Annotated in this window: 21 protein-coding genes and 1 tRNA gene; 17 read left to right on the top strand and 5 right to left on the bottom strand. The window is 69.0% G+C overall.

Translation table 11 applies throughout. The annotated features are described in order from the left end of the window. Positions 1–40 precede the first annotated feature (40 nt). The 3 genes from rph (at position 41) to F6W70_RS15360 (ending at position 2,406) form a co-directional block, all read left to right on the top strand. Complete coding sequence (gene rph, locus F6W70_RS15350) at positions 41–778, top strand: ribonuclease PH (RefSeq protein ID WP_151487186.1); 738 nt, start codon at positions 41–43, stop codon at positions 776–778. A gap of 2 nt (positions 779–780) precedes the next feature. Then, positions 781–1,374, top strand: a complete 594-nt coding sequence (gene rdgB, locus F6W70_RS15355; protein WP_151487187.1) for an RdgB/HAM1 family non-canonical purine NTP pyrophosphatase — start codon at positions 781–783, stop codon at positions 1,372–1,374. A gap of 111 nt (positions 1,375–1,485) precedes the next feature. Then, positions 1,486–2,406: a cation diffusion facilitator family transporter gene (locus F6W70_RS15360; protein WP_151487188.1), complete on the top strand. Its 921-nt coding sequence runs from the start codon at positions 1,486–1,488 to the stop codon at positions 2,404–2,406. 16 nt (positions 2,407–2,422) lie between these two features. Here F6W70_RS15360 and ligD read toward each other — a convergent pair whose 3' ends face one another. Next, positions 2,423–4,375: a non-homologous end-joining DNA ligase gene (gene ligD, locus F6W70_RS15365; RefSeq protein WP_151487189.1), complete on the bottom strand. Its 1,953-nt coding sequence runs from the start codon at positions 4,373–4,375 to the stop codon at positions 2,423–2,425. A gap of 89 nt (positions 4,376–4,464) precedes the next feature. Between ligD and ku the strand changes: the two genes are divergently transcribed. Beyond that, a complete protein-coding gene (gene ku / locus F6W70_RS15370; protein WP_055870975.1) occupies positions 4,465–5,274 on the top strand; it encodes a non-homologous end joining protein Ku in 810 nt (269 codons plus the stop codon). Between the two features lie 36 nt (positions 5,275–5,310). Here the strand turns inward: ku and F6W70_RS15375 are convergent, their stop codons facing one another. Both F6W70_RS15375 and F6W70_RS15380 read right to left on the bottom strand, forming a co-directional pair. Further along, positions 5,311–6,090, bottom strand: coding sequence for a DedA family protein (locus F6W70_RS15375; RefSeq protein WP_055871254.1), 780 nt, complete (start codon positions 6,088–6,090; stop codon positions 5,311–5,313). Positions 6,091–6,186: 96 nt separating this feature from the next. After that, a tRNA-Leu gene (locus F6W70_RS15380) sits at positions 6,187–6,268 on the bottom strand. A 142-nt stretch (positions 6,269–6,410) separates the two neighbouring features. On the opposite strand from F6W70_RS15380, the gene F6W70_RS15385 reads away from it, so the two are divergent. From F6W70_RS15385 to F6W70_RS15405, 5 genes are read left to right on the top strand one after another with little or no spacing between them, the layout of a single operon-like run. Then, a complete protein-coding gene (locus F6W70_RS15385; RefSeq protein ID WP_170287927.1) occupies positions 6,411–7,607 on the top strand; it encodes a TadA family conjugal transfer-associated ATPase in 1,197 nt (398 codons plus the stop codon). Next, the gene (locus tag F6W70_RS15390) at positions 7,604–8,461 is read left to right on the top strand and encodes a type II secretion system F family protein (RefSeq protein WP_151487190.1); all 858 of its coding nucleotides are present in this window, start codon (positions 7,604–7,606) and stop codon (positions 8,459–8,461) included. The genes F6W70_RS15385 and F6W70_RS15390 overlap by 4 nt, the downstream gene beginning before the upstream one ends. Further along, entirely contained in the window at positions 8,458–9,390 is a 933-nt protein-coding gene (locus tag F6W70_RS15395; RefSeq protein ID WP_151487191.1) for a type II secretion system F family protein, read from the top strand. The genes F6W70_RS15390 and F6W70_RS15395 overlap by 4 nt, the downstream gene beginning before the upstream one ends. Then, positions 9,341–10,837 (top strand): recombinase family protein, encoded by a 1,497-nt coding sequence (locus F6W70_RS15400; RefSeq protein ID WP_151487192.1) that lies wholly within the window; start codon positions 9,341–9,343, stop codon positions 10,835–10,837. Before F6W70_RS15395 ends, F6W70_RS15400 begins: the two co-directional genes overlap by 50 nt. After that, positions 10,834–11,391 carry a hypothetical protein gene (locus F6W70_RS15405; RefSeq protein WP_151487193.1) on the top strand — a complete coding sequence of 186 codons (558 nt, stop codon included), beginning with the start codon at positions 10,834–10,836 and terminating at the stop codon, positions 11,389–11,391. Before F6W70_RS15400 ends, F6W70_RS15405 begins: the two co-directional genes overlap by 4 nt. Positions 11,392–11,457: 66 nt before the next feature. Here the strand turns inward: F6W70_RS15405 and F6W70_RS15410 are convergent, their stop codons facing one another. Next, positions 11,458–11,652, bottom strand: a complete 195-nt coding sequence (locus F6W70_RS15410) for a hypothetical protein (RefSeq protein ID WP_151487194.1) — start codon at positions 11,650–11,652, stop codon at positions 11,458–11,460. A 145-nt stretch (positions 11,653–11,797) separates the two neighbouring features. Here F6W70_RS15410 and F6W70_RS15415 point away from each other — a divergent pair, with 145 nt between their 5' ends. The 6 genes from F6W70_RS15415 (at position 11,798) to F6W70_RS15440 (ending at position 15,865) form a co-directional block, all read left to right on the top strand. After that, positions 11,798–12,028 carry a hypothetical protein gene (locus F6W70_RS15415; RefSeq protein WP_151487195.1) on the top strand — a complete coding sequence of 77 codons (231 nt, stop codon included), beginning with the start codon at positions 11,798–11,800 and terminating at the stop codon, positions 12,026–12,028. Positions 12,029–12,254: 226 nt separating this feature from the next. Next, on the top strand, positions 12,255–13,091 hold the full coding sequence (locus tag F6W70_RS15420) for a hypothetical protein (RefSeq protein WP_151487196.1): 837 nt from the start codon (positions 12,255–12,257) through the stop codon (positions 13,089–13,091). Further along, positions 13,088–13,387 carry a hypothetical protein gene (locus tag F6W70_RS17860; protein ID WP_170287928.1) on the top strand — a complete coding sequence of 100 codons (300 nt, stop codon included), beginning with the start codon at positions 13,088–13,090 and terminating at the stop codon, positions 13,385–13,387. Before F6W70_RS15420 ends, F6W70_RS17860 begins: the two co-directional genes overlap by 4 nt. Before the next feature lie 397 nt (positions 13,388–13,784). Further along, positions 13,785–14,108, top strand: a complete 324-nt coding sequence (locus F6W70_RS15430; RefSeq protein WP_151487197.1) for a hypothetical protein — start codon at positions 13,785–13,787, stop codon at positions 14,106–14,108. Continuing rightward, positions 14,105–14,347 carry a hypothetical protein gene (locus F6W70_RS15435; RefSeq protein WP_151487198.1) on the top strand — a complete coding sequence of 81 codons (243 nt, stop codon included), beginning with the start codon at positions 14,105–14,107 and terminating at the stop codon, positions 14,345–14,347. The genes F6W70_RS15430 and F6W70_RS15435 overlap by 4 nt, the downstream gene beginning before the upstream one ends. A 342-nt stretch (positions 14,348–14,689) precedes the next feature. Beyond that, entirely contained in the window at positions 14,690–15,865 is a 1,176-nt protein-coding gene (locus tag F6W70_RS15440) for a phage major capsid protein (protein WP_151487199.1), read from the top strand. 64 nt (positions 15,866–15,929) lie between these two features. Here the strand turns inward: F6W70_RS15440 and F6W70_RS15445 are convergent, their stop codons facing one another. Beyond that, positions 15,930–16,172 (bottom strand): hypothetical protein, encoded by a 243-nt coding sequence (locus F6W70_RS15445; protein WP_151487200.1) that lies wholly within the window; start codon positions 16,170–16,172, stop codon positions 15,930–15,932. A gap of 98 nt (positions 16,173–16,270) precedes the next feature. Here F6W70_RS15445 and F6W70_RS15450 point away from each other — a divergent pair, with 98 nt between their 5' ends. Continuing rightward, positions 16,271–16,984, top strand: a complete 714-nt coding sequence (locus F6W70_RS15450) for a TIGR02391 family protein (RefSeq protein ID WP_318278918.1) — start codon at positions 16,271–16,273, stop codon at positions 16,982–16,984. 189 nt (positions 16,985–17,173) lie between these two features. Beyond that, a complete protein-coding gene (locus tag F6W70_RS15460) occupies positions 17,174–17,386 on the top strand; it encodes a hypothetical protein (RefSeq protein WP_151487201.1) in 213 nt (70 codons plus the stop codon). The last annotated feature ends 1 nt before the right edge of the window (position 17,387 follow it).

The raw sequence follows: 17,387 nt of genomic DNA on the forward strand, positions 1-17,387 counted from the left end.
CGCTCCGACTCGATCCGCCACCCCGACCTGAGAGAAGCACATGTCCGAAATCGTCCGCGTCGACGGCCGCTCCACCGATCAGCTGCGTGAGATCACCATCGAGCGGGGCTGGAGTGCGCACGCCGAGGGATCCGCACTGATCAGCTTCGGCGGCACCAAGGTGCTGTGCACCGCCTCCTTCACCAACGGCGTTCCGCGCTGGTTGACCGGTAAGGGCAAGGGATGGGTCACGGCCGAGTACTCCATGCTCCCGCGGGCCACGAACAGCCGGAACGACCGGGAGAGCGTCAAGGGCCGCATCGGCGGTCGCACCCATGAGATCTCGCGCCTGATCGGTCGCGCCCTGCGTGCCGTCGTCGATACGAAGGCGCTCGGCGAGAACACGATCGTGATCGACTGCGACGTGCTGCAGGCTGACGGTGGCACGCGCACGGCGGCCATCACCGGTGCGTACCTGGCGCTCGCCGATGCCATCGAGTGGGGCCGGGAGAAGAAGTTCATCGGCAAGAACTCCACGCCGCTGCTCGATTCGGTCGCCGCCGTGTCCGTGGGGATCATCGATGGCGAGCCCATGCTCGATCTGGCATATGTCGAGGATGTACGCGCGGAGACCGACATGAACATCGTCGTCACCGGCCGCGGACTCTTCGTCGAGGTCCAGGGAACGGCCGAGGGCGCTCCGTTCGACAAGCGGGAGCTCGACGCGCTGCTCGAGCTCGGTCTGGCCGGATGCGCCGACCTGAAGGGTGCGCAGCTCGCCGCACTGGCAGGGGAGTGACCATGCGGATCGTGCTCGCGACGCACAATCCGCACAAGGTCGCGGAACTCCAGCAGATCGTGGCGCAGGCCCGTCCTGATCTCGAGGTCGTCGGCTACGACGGTCCCGAGCCGGTCGAAGACGGCGTGACGTTCGCCGAGAACGCGCTGATCAAGGCACGGGCGGCCGCCGCTCACACCGGACTAGCGGCTCTCGCCGACGACTCCGGCATCTGCGTCGACGTTCTCGGCGGCTCTCCCGGGGTGTTCTCGGCCTATTGGGCCGGTCAGAAGAAGGACGCCGCGGCGAACCTCGAGCTGCTGCTCGACCAGCTGCGTGACATCGCGGACCCGCACCGGGGCGCGCACTTCACCTCCACGATCGCCCTCGTGCTGCCGGACGGCCGTGAGCAGGTCGTGGAGGGACGCTGGCCGGGGCGCCTGGCCCACGCGGCAACGGGAGAAGGCGGCTTCGGGTACGACCCGATCTTCGTCCCGGACGGTCAGCCCGCAGGGGAGGAGCGGTCGGTGGGCGAGTTCACCTCCGAGGAGAAGCAGGCGCAGTCCCACCGCGCCCGCGCCTTCGCCGAACTGGTTCCGCTGCTCGCCGCGCTCTGAGCGCGCTCGGCTCTCGGCTGCGAGAAACCGCTGCTGAAGCTGAGAATCGTTACCCTTCCCGACTAGCCGGAACAGGCCTTCCGGGCCGTCGTCCCGGTCTAGCCTGGGGGCATGCACGATCACGCACGCGCCCCCGGCGGCATCCGCTCCGCGAGCAGCAGACGCCTGCTCGCGATCTCGCTGTCCCTCACCGCGACGGTGATGCTCGTCCAGATCGTCGGCGCGCTGCTCTCCGGTTCTCTCGCGCTGCTCGCCGATGCGGCACACATGTTCACGGACGCCTCCGGTCTCGTGATCGCTCTCATCGCCGCCACTGTCGCCGCGCGCCCGGCGGATGACAGGCGCACCTTCGGATATCAGCGCGCCGAGGTGTTCGGTGCGCTGATCAATGCCGTCATCCTGATCGCCCTCGCGACCTGGGTCGCGATCGAGGGCATCGGGCGACTCATCGATCCGGGAGAGGTCGAGGTCGCCGGCGGCCTCATGCTGATCGTCGCGGTGGTGGGAATGCTCGCGAACGCCGTGTCGATGTGGCTGCTGAGTCGCGCGCAGCGCACCAGCATCAACGTGCGCGGTGCCTACCTCGAGGTGATGGGCGATCTGATCGGTTCTGTGGCGGTCATCGTGGCAGCGGTGGTCATCCTCGTCACCGGATGGATGCCGGCCGATGCCATCGCGTCGCTGTTCATCGCGGCGATGATCATCCCTCGGGCCATCGCCCTGCTGCGGGAGGTGTTCTCGGTTCTCGCCGAGTCCGCGCCGAAGGGCACGGCGGTGAGCGAGATCCGTACCCACCTTCTCGGATACGAGGGCGTCGTCGGCGTGCATGATGTGCACGTCTGGCAGCTCACACGCGGAGCACCCGTGTTCACGGCCCACGTCAGCATCGAACCGACGCTGTTCGCCGACGGCCGTTCAGCCCAACTGCTCACCGAGATGCAGGCGTGCCTCGCCGATCACTTCGACGTGGAGCATTCCACCTTCCAGATCGAGCCGGCCGAGCAGTCGGACTGCGAGCCGCACCACGCCTGATCTGCTCGATCGAGTCTCAGGTCTCGACGGAGATCTCGTCCGGGCTCTTGTCCGGGCGCAGACCTCGCCAGCGGGCATGACGGAGTACGCCGTCCGGAGTCCAGTTCGCGAACTCGACCTCGCCGACGACTTCCGCCCGCACCCAGAGGGCGTCAGAGGCATCCGGGGCGGGTACTCCGTCGAGCGGTGCGGCGTCCACCCGCAGCGGTTCGAGCCGTGTGAGCAGATCGCGCAGGATGCGGTCGGTGAATCCGGTCCCCACGCGTCCGACGTAGCGCAGGCCGCCCCCACCTCGGTTCGGGTCGGGCACGGCGAGCAGGAGAGACCCGAGCGTGCTCTCCCGGTCGCCCTTGCCGGGGCGGATCCCGACGATCACCGCCTCCTGCATCCTGGTGTGCTTGAGCTTCAGCCAGGAGGGGGAGCGCTGCCCCGGGCGGTACCGCGACATCGGATCCTTGACGACGACGCCCTCGAGCCCGAACTCCCGGCTTGCAGCGAGTGCCGCGTCGACGTCGTCGAACACGGGAGGGATCTGCACGGGGGCGTCGAGGTCGGCGATCACATCCTCGAGCAGTGTGCGACGCTCCCGCAGAGGCATGCCGGTGAGGTCGTGTCCGTCGAGACGCAGCAGGTCGAACAGCATGTAGACGATGGGGGTGCGCACCACCTCGCGCTCGATCTCTCGCGGGCGGGTGAGGTGCATCCGATTCTGGAGGAGGGAGAAGCTCGGGCGGCCGTGGGAGTCGAAGGCGACGATCTCACCGTCGACGATCGCGTCTGCGACCGGCAGGAAGGGCGCTCCGTCGGCTGTGAGCTCGGGGTAGCGGGCGGTGATGTCGATTCCGCTGCGTGCGTGCAGCAGCATCCGCCCGTTCGCCCAGGTGCCCATCGCGCGGATGCCGTCCCATTTGACCTCGACCCACGAGGGGTCGCTCAGAGCGCGGGCGACCCCGGGGGAGCCGTTCTCGGCGAGCATCGGCGCCACCGATGCCGGGATCGGAGGGGAGGCGGGCGCGGGAGAGCTCTGGGGATACCGGTGGGAGCGTCGGGCCTTCGCCGGTTGCGGGAGCGGAGCGGTCTCGGGCGGGTGGAGCGTCGAGAGGGGGTCGACGCCGGCGGCCGCGCGGGCGAGCACCTGATCGAGGTCGAGCTGGGCGAGGCCCGGGTCGTCGAGTTCGTCCCAGGTGCGAGGAGCAGCCACCCAGGGCTGCGCACGGCCGCGGAGCGAGTAGGGCGAGATCGTGGTCTTCTTGCCGTTGTTCTGGCTCCAGTCGAGGAACACCTTGCCGCCACGGACCGCCTTCGCCATGACGCTGGTGGCGAGGTCGGGGTGGTCGTTCTCGATCATTCGGGCGAGCTCTCTGACGACGGTCGAGACCTCGTCGCTCGTCTGCTCGCCGGGTAGCGACGCGTACAGGTGGATGCCCTTGCTGCCGCTGGTGACCGGCAGGGGGTCGAGCCCCATGTCGGACAGGATGACGCGGGCGATGCGGGCGACCTCGGCACACTGCTCCAGCCCCACCCCCTCCCCGGGGTCGAGGTCGAGCACGAGCCGATCGGGCTTGCCGGGAAGGCCCTCGGGGGAGAAGCGCCACTGCGGCACATGCAGTTCGATGGCGGCGACCTGCGCGAGCCAGACGAGGGTCGGGACGTCCTGGACGAGGGGGTACTCCTTGGGGCCGTCCGAGTGCTGGATCGCCTGTCGGGGGATCCACGACGGCGCGCCCGGCTCGATCTGCTTCGTGAAGAACGCGTCAGCCGGGGCCTCCGCGCTCCCGACGCCCTCCACCCAGCGTTTGCGGGTGACGGGGCGGCCGTCGAGGAGGGGGAGCAGGAGCGGAGCGATGGCCGTGTAGTAGGCGATGATCTCGCCCTTGGTGGTGCCGGTCGCGGGATACACGACCTTGTCGAGGTTGGTCACACGCAGGCGTCGGCCGTCGACCTGCACGATCTGCCCTTCTGTGACCATGGGGCCAGCGTAGTCAAGGGTCCGCGTGGTCGAGGCGTCGGTGGTCAAGGGGCTGGTCGTGACGGCGGCGGCTGGTGTCTACTGGTGTGATGAGGACGATCTGGAAGGGCGCACTGACGTTCGGGCTCGTGAACGTCCCGGTCAAGGTGTACTCCGCGACCGAGGACCACGACGTGCCGCTGCATCAGGTGCACGAGAAGGACGGCGGACGCATCCGCTATCAGCGCACCTGCGAGGTGTGCGGCGAGACCGTGGCCTACGCGGACATCGACCGCGCCTACGTCGACGAGGGCCAGACCGTCGTGCTGACGAAAGACGACCTCGCGGCGCTTCCGGCGGAGAAGAGCCGGGAGATCGACGTGGTCGAGTTCGTGCCGTCCGACCAGGTCGATCTGCTCACACTCGACAAGCCGTACTACCTCGAACCCGATTCGAAGTCGCCGAAGGCCTACGTGCTGCTGAGGAAGACCCTCGAGCAGACCGACCGCACGGCGATCGTGCGCTTCACCCTGCGGCAGAAGACCCGCCTCGCCGCGCTCCGGGTGCGAGGGAAGGTGCTCGTGCTGCAGACGCTCCTGTGGGCAGACGAGGTGCGCGAAGCCGCGTTCCCGGCGCTGGAGGAGGACGTGCGGATCTCGAAGAAGGAGTTGGAGCTCTCGGCCTCCCTCGTCGACAGCTACTCGGCGGACTTCGACCCCGAGGCGTTCGTCGACGAGTACCAGAAGGAACTGCGCACCCTCATCGACGCGAAGATCGAGGCGGGCGACACGTTCGACGTGGCCGAGACCTTCGGTGAAACCGAGAAGGCGGCAGAGGGCGGCGAGGTCATCGACCTCATGGAAGCGCTGCGCGCGAGCGTGGCGCGGTCGAAGGAAGAGCGCGCCAAGAACGCGGGGTGATCATCGGGTGCCGAGGAGTCGGCCCCCGATGCGCGATCAGTGCTTGCCGTCGCCGTCCAGGTCGGGAGAACGGTCGAAGACGTCGGCGTCGAGCACGAGCTCCTGTGCCTCCTCGGCGTCGGTGACCACGTCTTCGCCTGCCGCAGCGGACTTCTTGGCCTTGTGACGCTCGGAGAGGTAGTGCCACAGCGTGACGAGCGCGGTGCCACCGACGGCCGCAAGCAGGATCAGGTCGATGTAGCTCTCCACGAACTCGGCGACCGGCGGGATGAAGCCGATGAGATAGCCGAACATGGTGAGCCCGAAGCCCCAGAGGACCGCCCCGATCAGGTTGTAGAGGGTGTACTTGCGCCATGGCATATGGCCCACACCGGCGGCGACCGGGGCGAAGGTGCGCACGATCGGCACGAAGCGCGCGAGGATCACGGTGATGCCGCCGAAGCGCTCGAAGAACGCGTTCGTGCGTTCGACGTTCTTCTTGCTGAACAGGCCCGATTCCTTGCGCTCGAAGACCGCCGGTCCACCCTTGTGGCCGATGACGTATCCGACTTCACCGCCGACGAACGCCGCGAGGCCGATCAGGAGTGCGACCCACCAGACGTTGATGCCGAAGACGCCGTGCTCGGAGCCCGCGATCGGGTGCGAGAGGAGGCCGGCGATCACCAGGAGGGTGTCACCGGGAAGCAGGAACCCGACGAGCAGACCGGTCTCGGCGAAGATGATGAAGCACACCACGAGCAGTGCCCACGGCCCGGCGGTCCCGATGATCGTCGCAGGGTCGAGCCAGGGGATGAGAGCGGTCGGCGCGTGCAGCATGGTTTCGAGCACAGGGGGAGTCCCGTCGGTCGTGAATGGTCGGCGGTAGAACAGAGCGATGTCGTGGCGACCCGAGAAGGATGCCGTCGTCTCTCGTGCGGAAGGTGGGACTTGAACCCACACGCCCTGGGGCACAGGAACCTAAATCCTGCGTGTCTGCCAATTCCACCACTCCCGCGCGGTGGAAACAGTCTACTGATCGTCGAAACCGCCTGTCTGGGGATCAGCCCGCAGTCCGTCTCCCCCTGAGCGCTCGGGCGCGCCAGAGCGGCTGTGGATAACTTCGGAGGGCGGAGGGCGATTGTTGCGAGGATGCCTGGGTGAGTCATCCGTCCGCCCTTGTCGCCGACCGTGTGCGGTCGCGTCTGCGCGCCGAGGGCATCGACCCGTCGATCGATCCGGAGGCGGCCTCGCGCATCACCCACGCCGAGGTTCGCCGACACGACGATCTCGCCCTCGCTCGCGGGGAGGCGCTGATCGACGATGAAGCGGCGTGCGTGAGAGAGGTCATGGCGTCGCTCAGCGGATTCGGTGCGCTGCAGCCGCTGCTCGACGATCCGGAGATCGAGGAGATCTGGCTGAACGGATCCGGCCATGTGCACATCGCCCGCGAGGGCGAGGCAGAGCGGACGGGCCTTCGTCTCGACGATGTCGCGGTGCGCGACATCGTCGAGCGCATGCTGCAGTCGACCGGCCGGCGGGTGGATATCAGCCAGCCGTTCGTGGATGCCTCGTTGCCGGACGGATCCCGTCTGCACGTGGCGATCGCCGATGTGGTGCGCGGCTCCTGGGCCGTCAACATCCGCAAGTTCCTGCCGAAGTACCGATCCCTCGACGCGCTAGCGGCCCAGGGGATGATGCCGACCGATGTCGCGGAGCTGCTGACGACCGCCATGAACGACGGCCGCAGCGTGATCGTCTCGGGAGCGACGCACGCGGGCAAGACCACCATGCTCGGCGCGCTGCTGGCCTCCTGCGCCGGTACGCAGCGCATCGTCACCGTGGAGGAGACGTTCGAACTGGCCGTGGAGGGGCCAGATCTCGTCTCGCTCCAGGGGCGCCAGGCGAGTCTCGAGGGGACCGGGGAGATCACCTTGCGTCGACTGGTGAAGGAGGCGCTGCGCATGCGCCCCGACCGTCTCGTCGTCGGCGAGGTCCGCGACGCCGAAGCCCTCGACCTCGTGCTCGCGCTCAACACCGGCGTACCCGGGGCGTGCACCGTGCACGCGAACTCGGCGACCGAAGCCATCGAGAAGCTCACGATCCTCCCGCTCTTGGCCGGACGGAACATCGATCGTGCATTCATCGCACCGGCGCTCGCCGCGTCGATCGATCTGGTCGTGCACTGCGTCCGAGATCGGGCAGGACGGCGACACGTGCAGGAGATCATCGCTCCGACAGGCGACATCGACGAGGGGAAGGTGCGCACGAGGTCGGTCTACCGGGCGCGAACCCGGCAGAGCGACGATTTCGGCAGGGAGCGCGGGGACCTGCGCCCGATCGAGGCCGCATCGTGACGGTGCTCGTGGGCGCTGTCCTCGCTGCGGGTGTGCTCCTGTGCCTCTCGCCATGGATGTGGCCCCTGTCGGACGAGGCCGAACCGCTCCCGCGACAGGGTCGGCTCGTCCGTCTGATCGAGGAGGCGGGGTTCGACGGGCTCTCGCGGCGTGTCTTTCTCACCGTCATCATCGCGGCCGGGCTGGTCGCGGCGTCCGTGGTGTGGCTTCTGACCGGAATCGCCGTGCTCTCCGTGCTGGCAGGCCTTGCGGGGGCGGCGGCGCCGATCATGCTCCTCCGAGGGCGCCGCACGCGACTGCGACGATCGCGGCGACAGCTTTGGCCGGACGTCTGCGATCTCCTGATCGCATCGATCCGCGTGGGCTTGTCGCTCCCCGACGCGGTGGCGAGTCTGGCGGAGTCGGCACCGAAGATGCTCAGGCCGGCGTTCATCGTCTTCGCGAGAGATCTGCGGGCGAGCGGAAGGTTCGAGTCGAGCCTCGATCGGCTCAAGTCCACGTTGGCCGACCCCATCGGCGATCGCATCGCCGAGACCTTGCGGATGGCGCGTCAGGTCGGCGGCACGGAACTGATCAGTGTCCTGCGCGCCCTCTCGAGCTCGGTGCGGGCGGATGCGGCTCTCCGGGGCGAGGTCGAGGCGCGGCAGTCGTGGATCCGCGGTGCCGCGGTTCTCGGAGCCGTCGCGCCGTGGGTGATCCTCGGCCTGCTGGTGCTCCGACCTGAGGGCGCTGCGGCATACGGCACTCCCGAAGGCGTGATCGTGATCTGCCTGGGGGCGGCGGTGTCAGTCGTCGCCTTCCACGTCATGGTCCGCATCGGCCGGCTTCCCGAGCCTCGGCGGTGGTTCGGATGAGCGCGATCTCGGTCCTCGCGAGCGCCATCCTGATCGGGGGTGGCTTCGCCGCGGGAGTGATGAGCATCCTCTCCGCCCTCCCGCGGTGGAGGGCGGCATCTCTGGCCGTGCGGATCGGGCCCTACGTGCGCGACGTCGTCGCCGATGATCAGCTGCCCAGCGGGGTTCTTCCCGCTGCGGGAGCACTGCCGGCGAGCGGGCGGACGCTGTGGGAGCGCGCGCGAAGCGGGTTCGAGAGGATGCTCGGCGGGGGAGAGGCTCTCCGGCAGCGGCTGGCGCAGGCGGGTCTGCGCACGGACCCGGCTGCGTTCCGCGGGCGGCAGCTGGGGTGGGGTCTCGCCGGGATCGGTGTGGGCGCGGTCGTGCTGACCGTGCTGGCGGTGACCGGCCGGTTGTCGGTGCCGACGGGCGCGATGCCGCTGCTCTGCGGCGCGGCGGCCGCCGCTGCGTACGACCTGCAGCTCTCCGCGCGCGCCAGGTCCCGCCGGGCGCGGCTCACCGATGAGCTTCCGACGACGCTCGAATTCCTGGCTCTGTGTCTCTCCGCGGGTGAGGGGTTCCTCGATTCGCTGCGCCGGGTCGCCGATGTGGGGTCGGGTGAGCTCACCGCCGAGCTGCGCCAGGTGGTGCTCGCGGTCGGCACCGGATCCCCCTTGGCCGATGCGCTGAACGAGATGGCGCGACGGCTGCAGCTTCCCGGACTGTCTCGCGTCGTCGACCAGGTGATCGCTGCGCTCGAGCACGGTGCCCCGCTCGCCGCCGTCCTGCATGCACAGGCGGGCGATGCACGCGAAGACGCGAAGCGCGTACTGATCGAGCAGGCGGGGCGCAAAGAGATCCTGATGCTCCTCCCTATGAAGCGTGAGTTAGTATGCATCTATGCACGCAGGCATATACGCTCGAATCTCCCAGGACCAGCTCGGCGATGAGCTCGGCGTCGGCCGCCAGACCGCCGACTGTCAGGCCGAGGCCGCACGTCGCGGCTGGCCCGTCGACGAGGTGTACATCGACAACGACGTCTCCGCCACGCGCTCGAAGCGTCGCCCCGCCTATGAGCGCATGCTCGCCGACGTGCGCGCCGGCCACATCACCGCGATCGTCGTCTGGGACGTTGATCGTCTCACCCGCACTCCCCGCGAGCTCGAGGACATCATCGACCTTGCTGACCAGCACGGGCTGGCCCTCGCCAACGTCGGCGGCGAGATCGACCTCTCCACCCCGCAGGGGCGGATGACAGCCAGAATCAAGGGCACAGTTGCCCGCCACGAGACCGAGCAGATGTCGCGCCGCCTCAAGCGGCGGTTCCAGGAGAAAGCCGAGCGCGGTGAGCCGCACGGATACAGCCCCTACGGCTACCGCCGCGTCGACGGTCGAGACGTTCCCGAGCCCGACGAGGCAACCGTCATCCTGGAGTGCGCTCGCCGCGTGCTCGACGGAGAGTCGCTGCGGGCCGTCGCCACCGACCTCAACGCCCGCGGCGTGCACGGCCCGAAAGCACCGCTGTGGAACACCACAATCCTCCGCCAGATCCTCCTCCGCGGATCGAACGCTGGCCTCCGCCAGTACCAGGGCAAGATCATCGGCAGCTCGACGACCGAGCCCGTGCTCGACCGCGCCACCTTTGACCGTCTAACCGCCCTACTCACCGACCCCAGCCGAAAGACGAACCAATCCGGCCCCGGCTTCAAGTACCTCCTGAGCGGGATCGCTATCTGCGGCCGCTGCGGCCGTTGCCCCGAGCATCTCGGCGACTACGACCCGCCGGCATGCAACCTCTGCGATAGCGCCGTGGCTGCTGCCGGACGCATGAAGCGTCAGGTCGGGCGTTCCGCCGGCTCCCTCGCCGACGGAACGCCGAAACGACAGCCCCCGTCCTACGCCTGCACCCACTGCTTCAAGGTCCGTCGCAAGCAGGAGCCCGTCGACGATCTCGTGGTCGACGTGCTCCTCGCGCGCCTCTCCCAGCCCGACGCGCTCCCGCTGCTGTCCTCCGGCGACCCTGAGAGCGTGCGGGAGGCCCAGCGCACCATCACAGCTATCGACGCCAAGCTCGACGTCGCCGCCGATCAGTTCGCTTCCGACCAGATCACAGGTGCCCAGCTGACCCGCATCTCCGCCCGCCTACGCGCCGAGCGGGACGCCGCTGAGCGCCGGCTGCGCGCCTACCAGCCCAACAGCCGCCTCCTCGACCTCACCGCGGGCGACGTCCGCGAACGGTGGGACGCCATGCCGCTCGATGCTCAGCGCGAAGTTGTCGACGCGCTCATGACTGTAACGATCAACCCCTCCGGCATCGGCACGCGGTTTGACCCCCGCTCCATCACCATCCGCTGGAGACAGCACGCGCCGCTGCAGCCCGAAATGGTGCCCGCATGAGCGGTATCCGTATCCAGTGTCAGAACGGCCGCACCGTCGCCGCCGTCGAGATCTCCTCCGCCGGCGCTCGCCGCATCCGCATCGAGCAACTGAGCATTCCCCAGGCCGAGCCCCTCAGTCGACGCCCCGAGCCCGCTGGGCTCCCGCACGTGCTCGACCTCGACGAGCTCGCCGATTCGACGCTCCACACGCTCCCGGTCGCCTGCGGATGCGGCCGGCGCTCAGTTGCCCTGGACACCCGCGACCTGCGTCAGCGCCTCGACGCGGGCGAGCGGCGCATCACCCTGCGTCACGGTGCCAGCACCCGCACCCGCCCCGCACCCGTGTTCTGCGAGGGGGGCTTCAGTGTCGCCGGTCTTCACCGCGTCGGACCGGCTCTCCACGTGGCCTACCTCGAGAACGGCTTCCAGCAAGACGTTCCCCTCGCCGCCCTCGACGAAGCACCGACGGTCCCATGCCGGTGCGGGCGAACAGTCATCCTCGACCCGCGAGTCCTACCGAACGCGCTCGACGCCGACACGCTGCTCCGATTGCCCCACGTCGTGGGTCGGTGACACTGCGTCTGGCGTCTTGGGCCCTCGCGACGTGTCTCGTCGTGGCCATTCTCCTCGGGGGAGTGGCTACGCGCCCCGGAGCACGTCGTCGAGTTCGCCGCTCAGCGAGCGGATCTGATTCATCAGCGTGAACGCTCGTTGCATGGTGTCGTCGTCGAGGTCGCGCCCCGTCTCCTCACGCACCTGCTGGCGGGTCCACCGGAACCGCTCGTCAAGGACTACGCCTACCTCGTTCGCGAGGGGATATTCGGGATCGTTCATGGCAGGACCATAACCCGCCGTCAACTCCCCGCGGTGTTGCCACGCCCTCGCTCCGAGAGGTAGCATCCAGGGGCCTTGCCTGTTCCTGGCTGAACCCGCTCCGCATTGGGCATCGGACGACATACCTCACCGGAGGCACGTCGTCATGCCCACCCTCTCAACGCGATCCCGCGCACTCCGCGCCCGACTCGCACAAGCCACCCGCCAGAACACCGACCCCGCTGCGCTCGCCGCGGTTCGCCAGGAGTTCTACGCCTCGACCGTCGTCGATCACCTTTCAAGCAAGCTGGCCGAAGCCCCAGTGCTCACTCGCGCCCAGTATGACGAGCTCCACGCCGTCATCCGACGCCACCAGCTGACCGGCGGCCACCGATGAGCCCCGCCGACCGCGCCGCGCACATCGACGGCATCGTCGCCACCGCGCCACCACTCAGCCCTGGCCAGGCCAGCACCATCCGATCAGCCATGGGTACTCGCTCCCCGGAACGACGGAACGCCCCCGGTAGCAACCGGGAGCGTTCCGCACCTCGAGGCGAATGGAGTCCGCCGCCCATCACGATAGCGGCCACCACCGACACTCCCAGCGCGTCCAGGCGAGCCCGATGAGCGGGGACACCCCAGGCGGCGTCCCCGCCGAGCTCGTCACCGCGAATGACTTCGTGCAAGTGCGGCTCGCGCTCCTGCGCTACCTCGGAGGCGCACTCGAAGCAATCCTGTTCACCCGCATCGTGTGGCGCACCCGCGCCGAGGACCGCTCCTGGATCGAGCACGATGGACGCCGGTGGTGGACCGTCACCCTGTCCGACCTCGCCCTCGAAACCGGCCACTCCGAGGGACAGGTCCGTCGCGCGCTCGACGCCCTCGTGACCCGCACCGCGGTGCGTCGCCACCAGCTACGAGAGAACGGCCCCTACGACCGCCGCTACTCGTACACCCCCGTAATCTCCGATGTGTCGAATACAACAGATCGAGCTGCTGAAAACGACGCCTCACAAGTGTCGAATTCGACAGATGTTCCTCTATTGATAGAGGGAGAGAACCCCCCTACCCCCCACGACAAGGCTCGCCCTCACGAGGACTCGCCATGGGCGGGGGAGGAGTGCGATGTTCGACGCAATCCCCGAGGGCCGCACGAGCTCGACGGCGACGCCCTCGCCTGCCTCCACTGCCACGCTCGTAACCCCAACATCACCGCGGCAGAACGCGACACGATCAGCGCTCGTCGCAAGCTGACTGCTCTCCGCCGCGACCGAGCGCTGCCAATCGAGCTCGACGAGCTCATGCAGCACGCCGCCCGCCTCGGCGACGGCGACCTCCTCGCCGGCTACCAGATCGTCGAGCGCGTCACCGAGCGCACGCTCGACGGCACGACCGATCCCGCCGCTGCCCTCCGAGCCCGTCTCCGACCCACCCGCGCTCGCCGCGTCCAAGCCGCATGAGCGTCGAAACGCCGCCCACGAGGCCCGACCGACGGTCGCTGCGCCACCTCGACGCCGCGGTACTCACGCTCGACCGGATGCTCGCAACACCGCGAGACGCCGCTCTCCGAGGCCCCGTCGTGCTCGACGCGATCTCCATTGCTCGAGGTCTCCGGCCGAGCGTCCAGAACCGCCAGTACGCCGACACGTGGCTGCGCGAGCTCCTCGCCGAGCACCGCGCGCTGCTGGCCGCGGCCGTCGAGCAGGACCACGCCGCTGTACGTGCGACCGCCCGAGAGGAGCGACGCGATGCATGAGCCTCGCTGCGAGGAGCATGTTGGCGAGCCGTACCCGCGTCGCTGCGTCGACTGCGACCGCGCTGCGGCCGAGGTCGCACCTACCCGTCGCGCCGACCAGGTGCGCGCATGCGACCGGCACATCCGACTGCTGCCATGCCCGGAGTGCGCGGGGACGGCGCTCAGCGGCCCTGTGGCGCGATGAGACGCCTCAGCCGGGGCCGCGCCGCCCGCTGCCCGTTCAGGTCGCTACGCGTGCCGGTACGGGTGCGGGCGGTGCTCTCGGGGGAAGGGGAGTCAGAATCCTGCCCCACTATCCGGCGAAGAGCGGCTCGGTTAGCTGCGCGCACGAAATCTCAGAATGCAGACCCCCCTTTCCCGACCCCGATTCCCCAGAAAATCAAGGAAGGCGTACAGCGTGACTACACACCCCACCCCGAAATCGAGCGATCGGGCTGTCGAAAATCGGCGACTCGGTGCGAGCGTCCCGGAGCCGTATGGGCTGATCCCGGAAAGGTCCGAGCTCGTCGAGCTCGCGCTCGACGCCGTTGACGACCCGTCCGTCATCTTCGACGTGCTCGACGGCCTCGACGTGTCGCAGATGCGCGCCCTCGTCGTGCGGCTTACGCAGGTCATCGGTCTGGTCGCGATCGCACCCACCGGCGTGGACCCAGTGTGGTTCGTCGCGCGCGCGCAGTTGGCCACCGGGACTCCGGTCGATCCCGCGGGCGGTGCGGCGTGACCGGCGAGACTCCGTCCAGCGTCCCGCCGGCCACCGGCGACGTCGCCGCCTGGGCTCTCGCCTGGCGTCGCGATGACCCGGCCCTCGCGCGGATGATCGCGGACCTCGACGTGGACGAGGCGCAGGCGGCGATCGCGTCGCTTCTGGTCGTCCTCGACGCCGCGCTGCGCACGAGCGCCGGCCACGAACCCGACCAGTGGCTGCGGGCACTCATCCGCGCTGCAGACGCGACGCGTTGATCCGTCGCGCCGGGATCTCGCTGATGTCCGCGAGCAGCGCTACACTCGCCAGCACGCAGTAGCGGCCATGGAGAGCACCGGTCCAGCGCGACCACCCGGGCAGCGTCCCGAATCGCTCTCTCCGCCAGCACCGCTGCACCGGGTCCAGCGTGACCCACCCCTTCGGGGCGACCATCCGTCAGCACACGGCCCGTCAGCCCCTCCCGGTATCACGAGCGACCGCCAGCCCGCGCGCGGCCCGTCGCCGACCGGAACCGTCCGCCCGCGCACTCCCGCGCCGGCCGACATCTCACCGTCATCGGGCAGCGCTCACCGCGCGCCCTCCCGAAGGGAATCACAAGAATGAACCGTGCACAGCTGATCGCCGCGATGAAGGCGATCACCGACCGTGCTCAGGCCGCCAACCGAGACTTCACCGCCGCGGAGCAGGCCGAGCTCAAAGCCCACATGGATGCCGTGAAGGCCATCGACGGCAGCAAGGCGATCGCCGACGGCGTGGCCGCATTCCTCGGCGACGCAGAGGCCGGCACCCTCGACGCAGACGCCGCGCCGGCACCCTCGGCCGCGGGCGTGTCCCGCGGCAAGGCGATCGTCGCGCAGAAGTCGCGCCCCGTGGGCGACTGGTCGGCGGCGTTCGCCAAGCAGCACCCCGGCGTCGCTGAGGGCAAGGCGTTCACCCTGCCCTCGTCGGCCACGTTCACCGTGCCCGCGCCGACCCCGATCGTCGCCGCCGCGGCACCGGTCGGCCACGTGCTCGACGCCCTCACCGTGATCGAGCTCGACCGTGGCAACGGCGCGAACTACCTCCGCCAGGCCCAGCGGGAGAACGCCGCCAAGCCCGTCGCTCCCAAGGCGCTCAAGCCGCTCAAGAACGTTGAGATGGAGCGCGTCGACGCCCCGGCCCGCACGATCGCCGTCGTCCTCGACGGCATCCCGCGCCAGGACATCGCAGACTACCCCGACCTCACCACCTTCCTCGACTACGAGCTCAAGGCCGACGTGCTCAACGAGCTCGATCACCAGATCCTCCTCGGTGACGGCACGGGCGAGAACTTCGAGGGAATCTTCTACACCGACGGCGTGCTCGTGCAGGACTACGCAGTCGATCCCTCCGCCACCATCCGCCGCGCCATGGCTCGCGTCGAAGCGAAGGGCTACGCCAACACCGCGCTCCTCATCGGCCCCGAGGACTTCGCCGGCGTCGAGCTCGAGCGCGACGGGGCCGGCGGACAGTACCGAGGCAACGTCGCTCCCGCCCGCGGGCGCAACGTGTGGGGCGTGCCCACCATCGCGATCCCGACCATGCCCGCCGGCCTCGCCGTCGTCGGCGACCTCCGCCAGGCGATCCTCTGGATGCGTGAGCAGATGGAGGTCCGCGCAACCGACGTCGCCGGCGAGGACTTCCGTCGCAACCAGTACATGTTCCGCGCCGAGCTCCGCGCGGCATTCGGCATCCCCGTGCCGCCCGCCCTCTCGCTCATCAAGCTGAACAACACGGTCACGCTCCCCGGCGCCTGACCTGCCACGACGGCCCCGGTCTCTCCGCACCCGCGGATGGCCGGGGCCGTCGCACGTCGACGCGCTACACGTCCTCCACGGCCGCCCACGACGGCTCCGCGCTCGCCGCCGGCACTGCCTCGCCCTCCGCGATCGAGCACACCCGTCCCGCCCGCACCTCCGCCGAGAGCTCAAGACTCCACCGGTCTCCACTCAGATCGGTCACCAGCACGCCGCGAGAGCCGTCGTCCCGCGATCGCTCGAGCATGTCGATCACGGCCCCATCGCGCCGCTCCGTGCCCCGCACCACCATCCGGCTGCTGTACATGCTCCCACCGTCGCACCCACCCCCGACACGGGCGAGGTCGCAGCGAAGTGCGACGCGTCGCGGTGGGGGACGACGGCTGCTCAAGTAGATTGAGCAGCGTGGACGAACCATGGGCGATCGAGCGACTTGAGTACTTCATCCATCTCACGCGCCTGATCAATCCCAACTCGAACAACACCTACGGTCTCCGTGCTCGCCCCGCTGGCGGCCGCTCCGCCATTCTCGAAGCCATCCACACCACCGAGCAGATCCTCGATCGGGTGCTGCCCCGCTGGCGCTCCGAGATACCCGAAGACACGACCAACCGCTGGCAGCAGCAACACCAAGCCGCGCAGCGCGCCGTCGTGCAGCTCCGCGATGGCGCTGAGATCGCGGCTCGGCTCGGCGACAACTCTCCCGTACTGAGCGCCAGCAACCTCCACCCCTGGGTCTGGGAGGGCGCGCGCTCGCTCTGGCAGTCGGGGCACTTCCGGGAGGCCGTGCGCGCCGCATCGGTCAAGGTGAACGCGGAGACGCAGAACAAGCTCCACCGACGCGACATCTCCGAGACCGATCTCTTCAAGCAGGCTCTCTCCAATGACCCGCCCACAGGCAGCGCTCATCGCCTCCGCCCCGCCGGCGACGACGGCGGCAGAACGTCCCTCAGCCTGCGTCGCGGGATCATGGCGTTCGCGGAGGGTTGCTATGCCGGCATCCGTAACCCCGCCTCTCACGACGAGGGCGATCTGGACGAGCAGGCTGCGCTCGAGCAGCTTGCCGCGTTGAGCGTCCTGGCGCGCTGGGTCGATGAGGCATCTGTCGTAACCCCCTGAGAGCACTGCCGGGCCTCGCGCGAGCGGGCGCTCCCTGCCGATCACTCCTCCACGCTGTAGGGGACTCCTAACTGGGTGTTCATACCGCTCGTCTTCCTGATCCTTCCGCTCTCGGTGCTCTTCGCCGTGTATCCGGGACTCTTCATCCTCCGGCTCGGCATCGGCTGACCGCCCGACGAAAGGACCACCATGACCGCACGAACACAGGATCACCGGCGACGCCGGTGGCATAACGTCACGACCCGGTTCCGCGCCTTCATCGACGACGAAGCGGGTGACGTTCCCGGATGGGTGCTCGTCACGTTGATGACCGCGGGCTTGGTGGTGCTGATCTGGGCCGTCGTCGGTCCCGCTCTGACCTCACTGTTCGAGCAGGCGATCCAGAGGGTCTCGGGGCTCTGAC

The organism is Microbacterium maritypicum (assembly GCF_008868125.1).
Classification (GTDB): domain Bacteria; phylum Actinomycetota; class Actinomycetes; order Actinomycetales; family Microbacteriaceae; genus Microbacterium; species Microbacterium maritypicum.

What these genes read in the sequence shown, in the direction of transcription:
- F6W70_RS15400 (WP_151487192.1), top strand. Translation starts at nt 9,341, where the DNA reads ATGCACGCAGGCATATACGCTCGAATCTCCCAGGACCAGCTCGGCGAT.
- F6W70_RS15445 (WP_151487200.1), bottom strand. Translation starts at nt 16,172, where the DNA reads ATGTACAGCAGCCGGATGGTGGTGCGGGGCACGGAGCGGCGCGATGGG.
- F6W70_RS15405 (WP_151487193.1), top strand. Translation starts at nt 10,834, where the DNA reads ATGAGCGGTATCCGTATCCAGTGTCAGAACGGCCGCACCGTCGCCGCC.
- F6W70_RS15440 (WP_151487199.1), top strand. Translation starts at nt 14,690, where the DNA reads ATGAACCGTGCACAGCTGATCGCCGCGATGAAGGCGATCACCGACCGT.
- F6W70_RS15420 (WP_151487196.1), top strand. Translation starts at nt 12,255, where the DNA reads ATGAGCGGGGACACCCCAGGCGGCGTCCCCGCCGAGCTCGTCACCGCG.
- ku (WP_055870975.1), top strand. Translation starts at nt 4,465, where the DNA reads ATGAGGACGATCTGGAAGGGCGCACTGACGTTCGGGCTCGTGAACGTC.
- F6W70_RS15415 (WP_151487195.1), top strand. Translation starts at nt 11,798, where the DNA reads ATGCCCACCCTCTCAACGCGATCCCGCGCACTCCGCGCCCGACTCGCA.
- rph (WP_151487186.1), top strand. Translation starts at nt 41, where the DNA reads ATGTCCGAAATCGTCCGCGTCGACGGCCGCTCCACCGATCAGCTGCGT.
- F6W70_RS15460 (WP_151487201.1), top strand. Translation starts at nt 17,174, where the DNA reads ATGACCGCACGAACACAGGATCACCGGCGACGCCGGTGGCATAACGTC.
- F6W70_RS15375 (WP_055871254.1), bottom strand. Translation starts at nt 6,090, where the DNA reads ATGCTGCACGCGCCGACCGCTCTCATCCCCTGGCTCGACCCTGCGACG.
- F6W70_RS17860 (WP_170287928.1), top strand. Translation starts at nt 13,088, where the DNA reads ATGAGCGTCGAAACGCCGCCCACGAGGCCCGACCGACGGTCGCTGCGC.
- rdgB (WP_151487187.1), top strand. Translation starts at nt 781, where the DNA reads ATGCGGATCGTGCTCGCGACGCACAATCCGCACAAGGTCGCGGAACTC.
- F6W70_RS15395 (WP_151487191.1), top strand. Translation starts at nt 8,458, where the DNA reads ATGAGCGCGATCTCGGTCCTCGCGAGCGCCATCCTGATCGGGGGTGGC.
- F6W70_RS15360 (WP_151487188.1), top strand. Translation starts at nt 1,486, where the DNA reads ATGCACGATCACGCACGCGCCCCCGGCGGCATCCGCTCCGCGAGCAGC.
- ligD (WP_151487189.1), bottom strand. Translation starts at nt 4,375, where the DNA reads ATGGTCACAGAAGGGCAGATCGTGCAGGTCGACGGCCGACGCCTGCGT.
- F6W70_RS15410 (WP_151487194.1), bottom strand. Translation starts at nt 11,652, where the DNA reads ATGAACGATCCCGAATATCCCCTCGCGAACGAGGTAGGCGTAGTCCTT.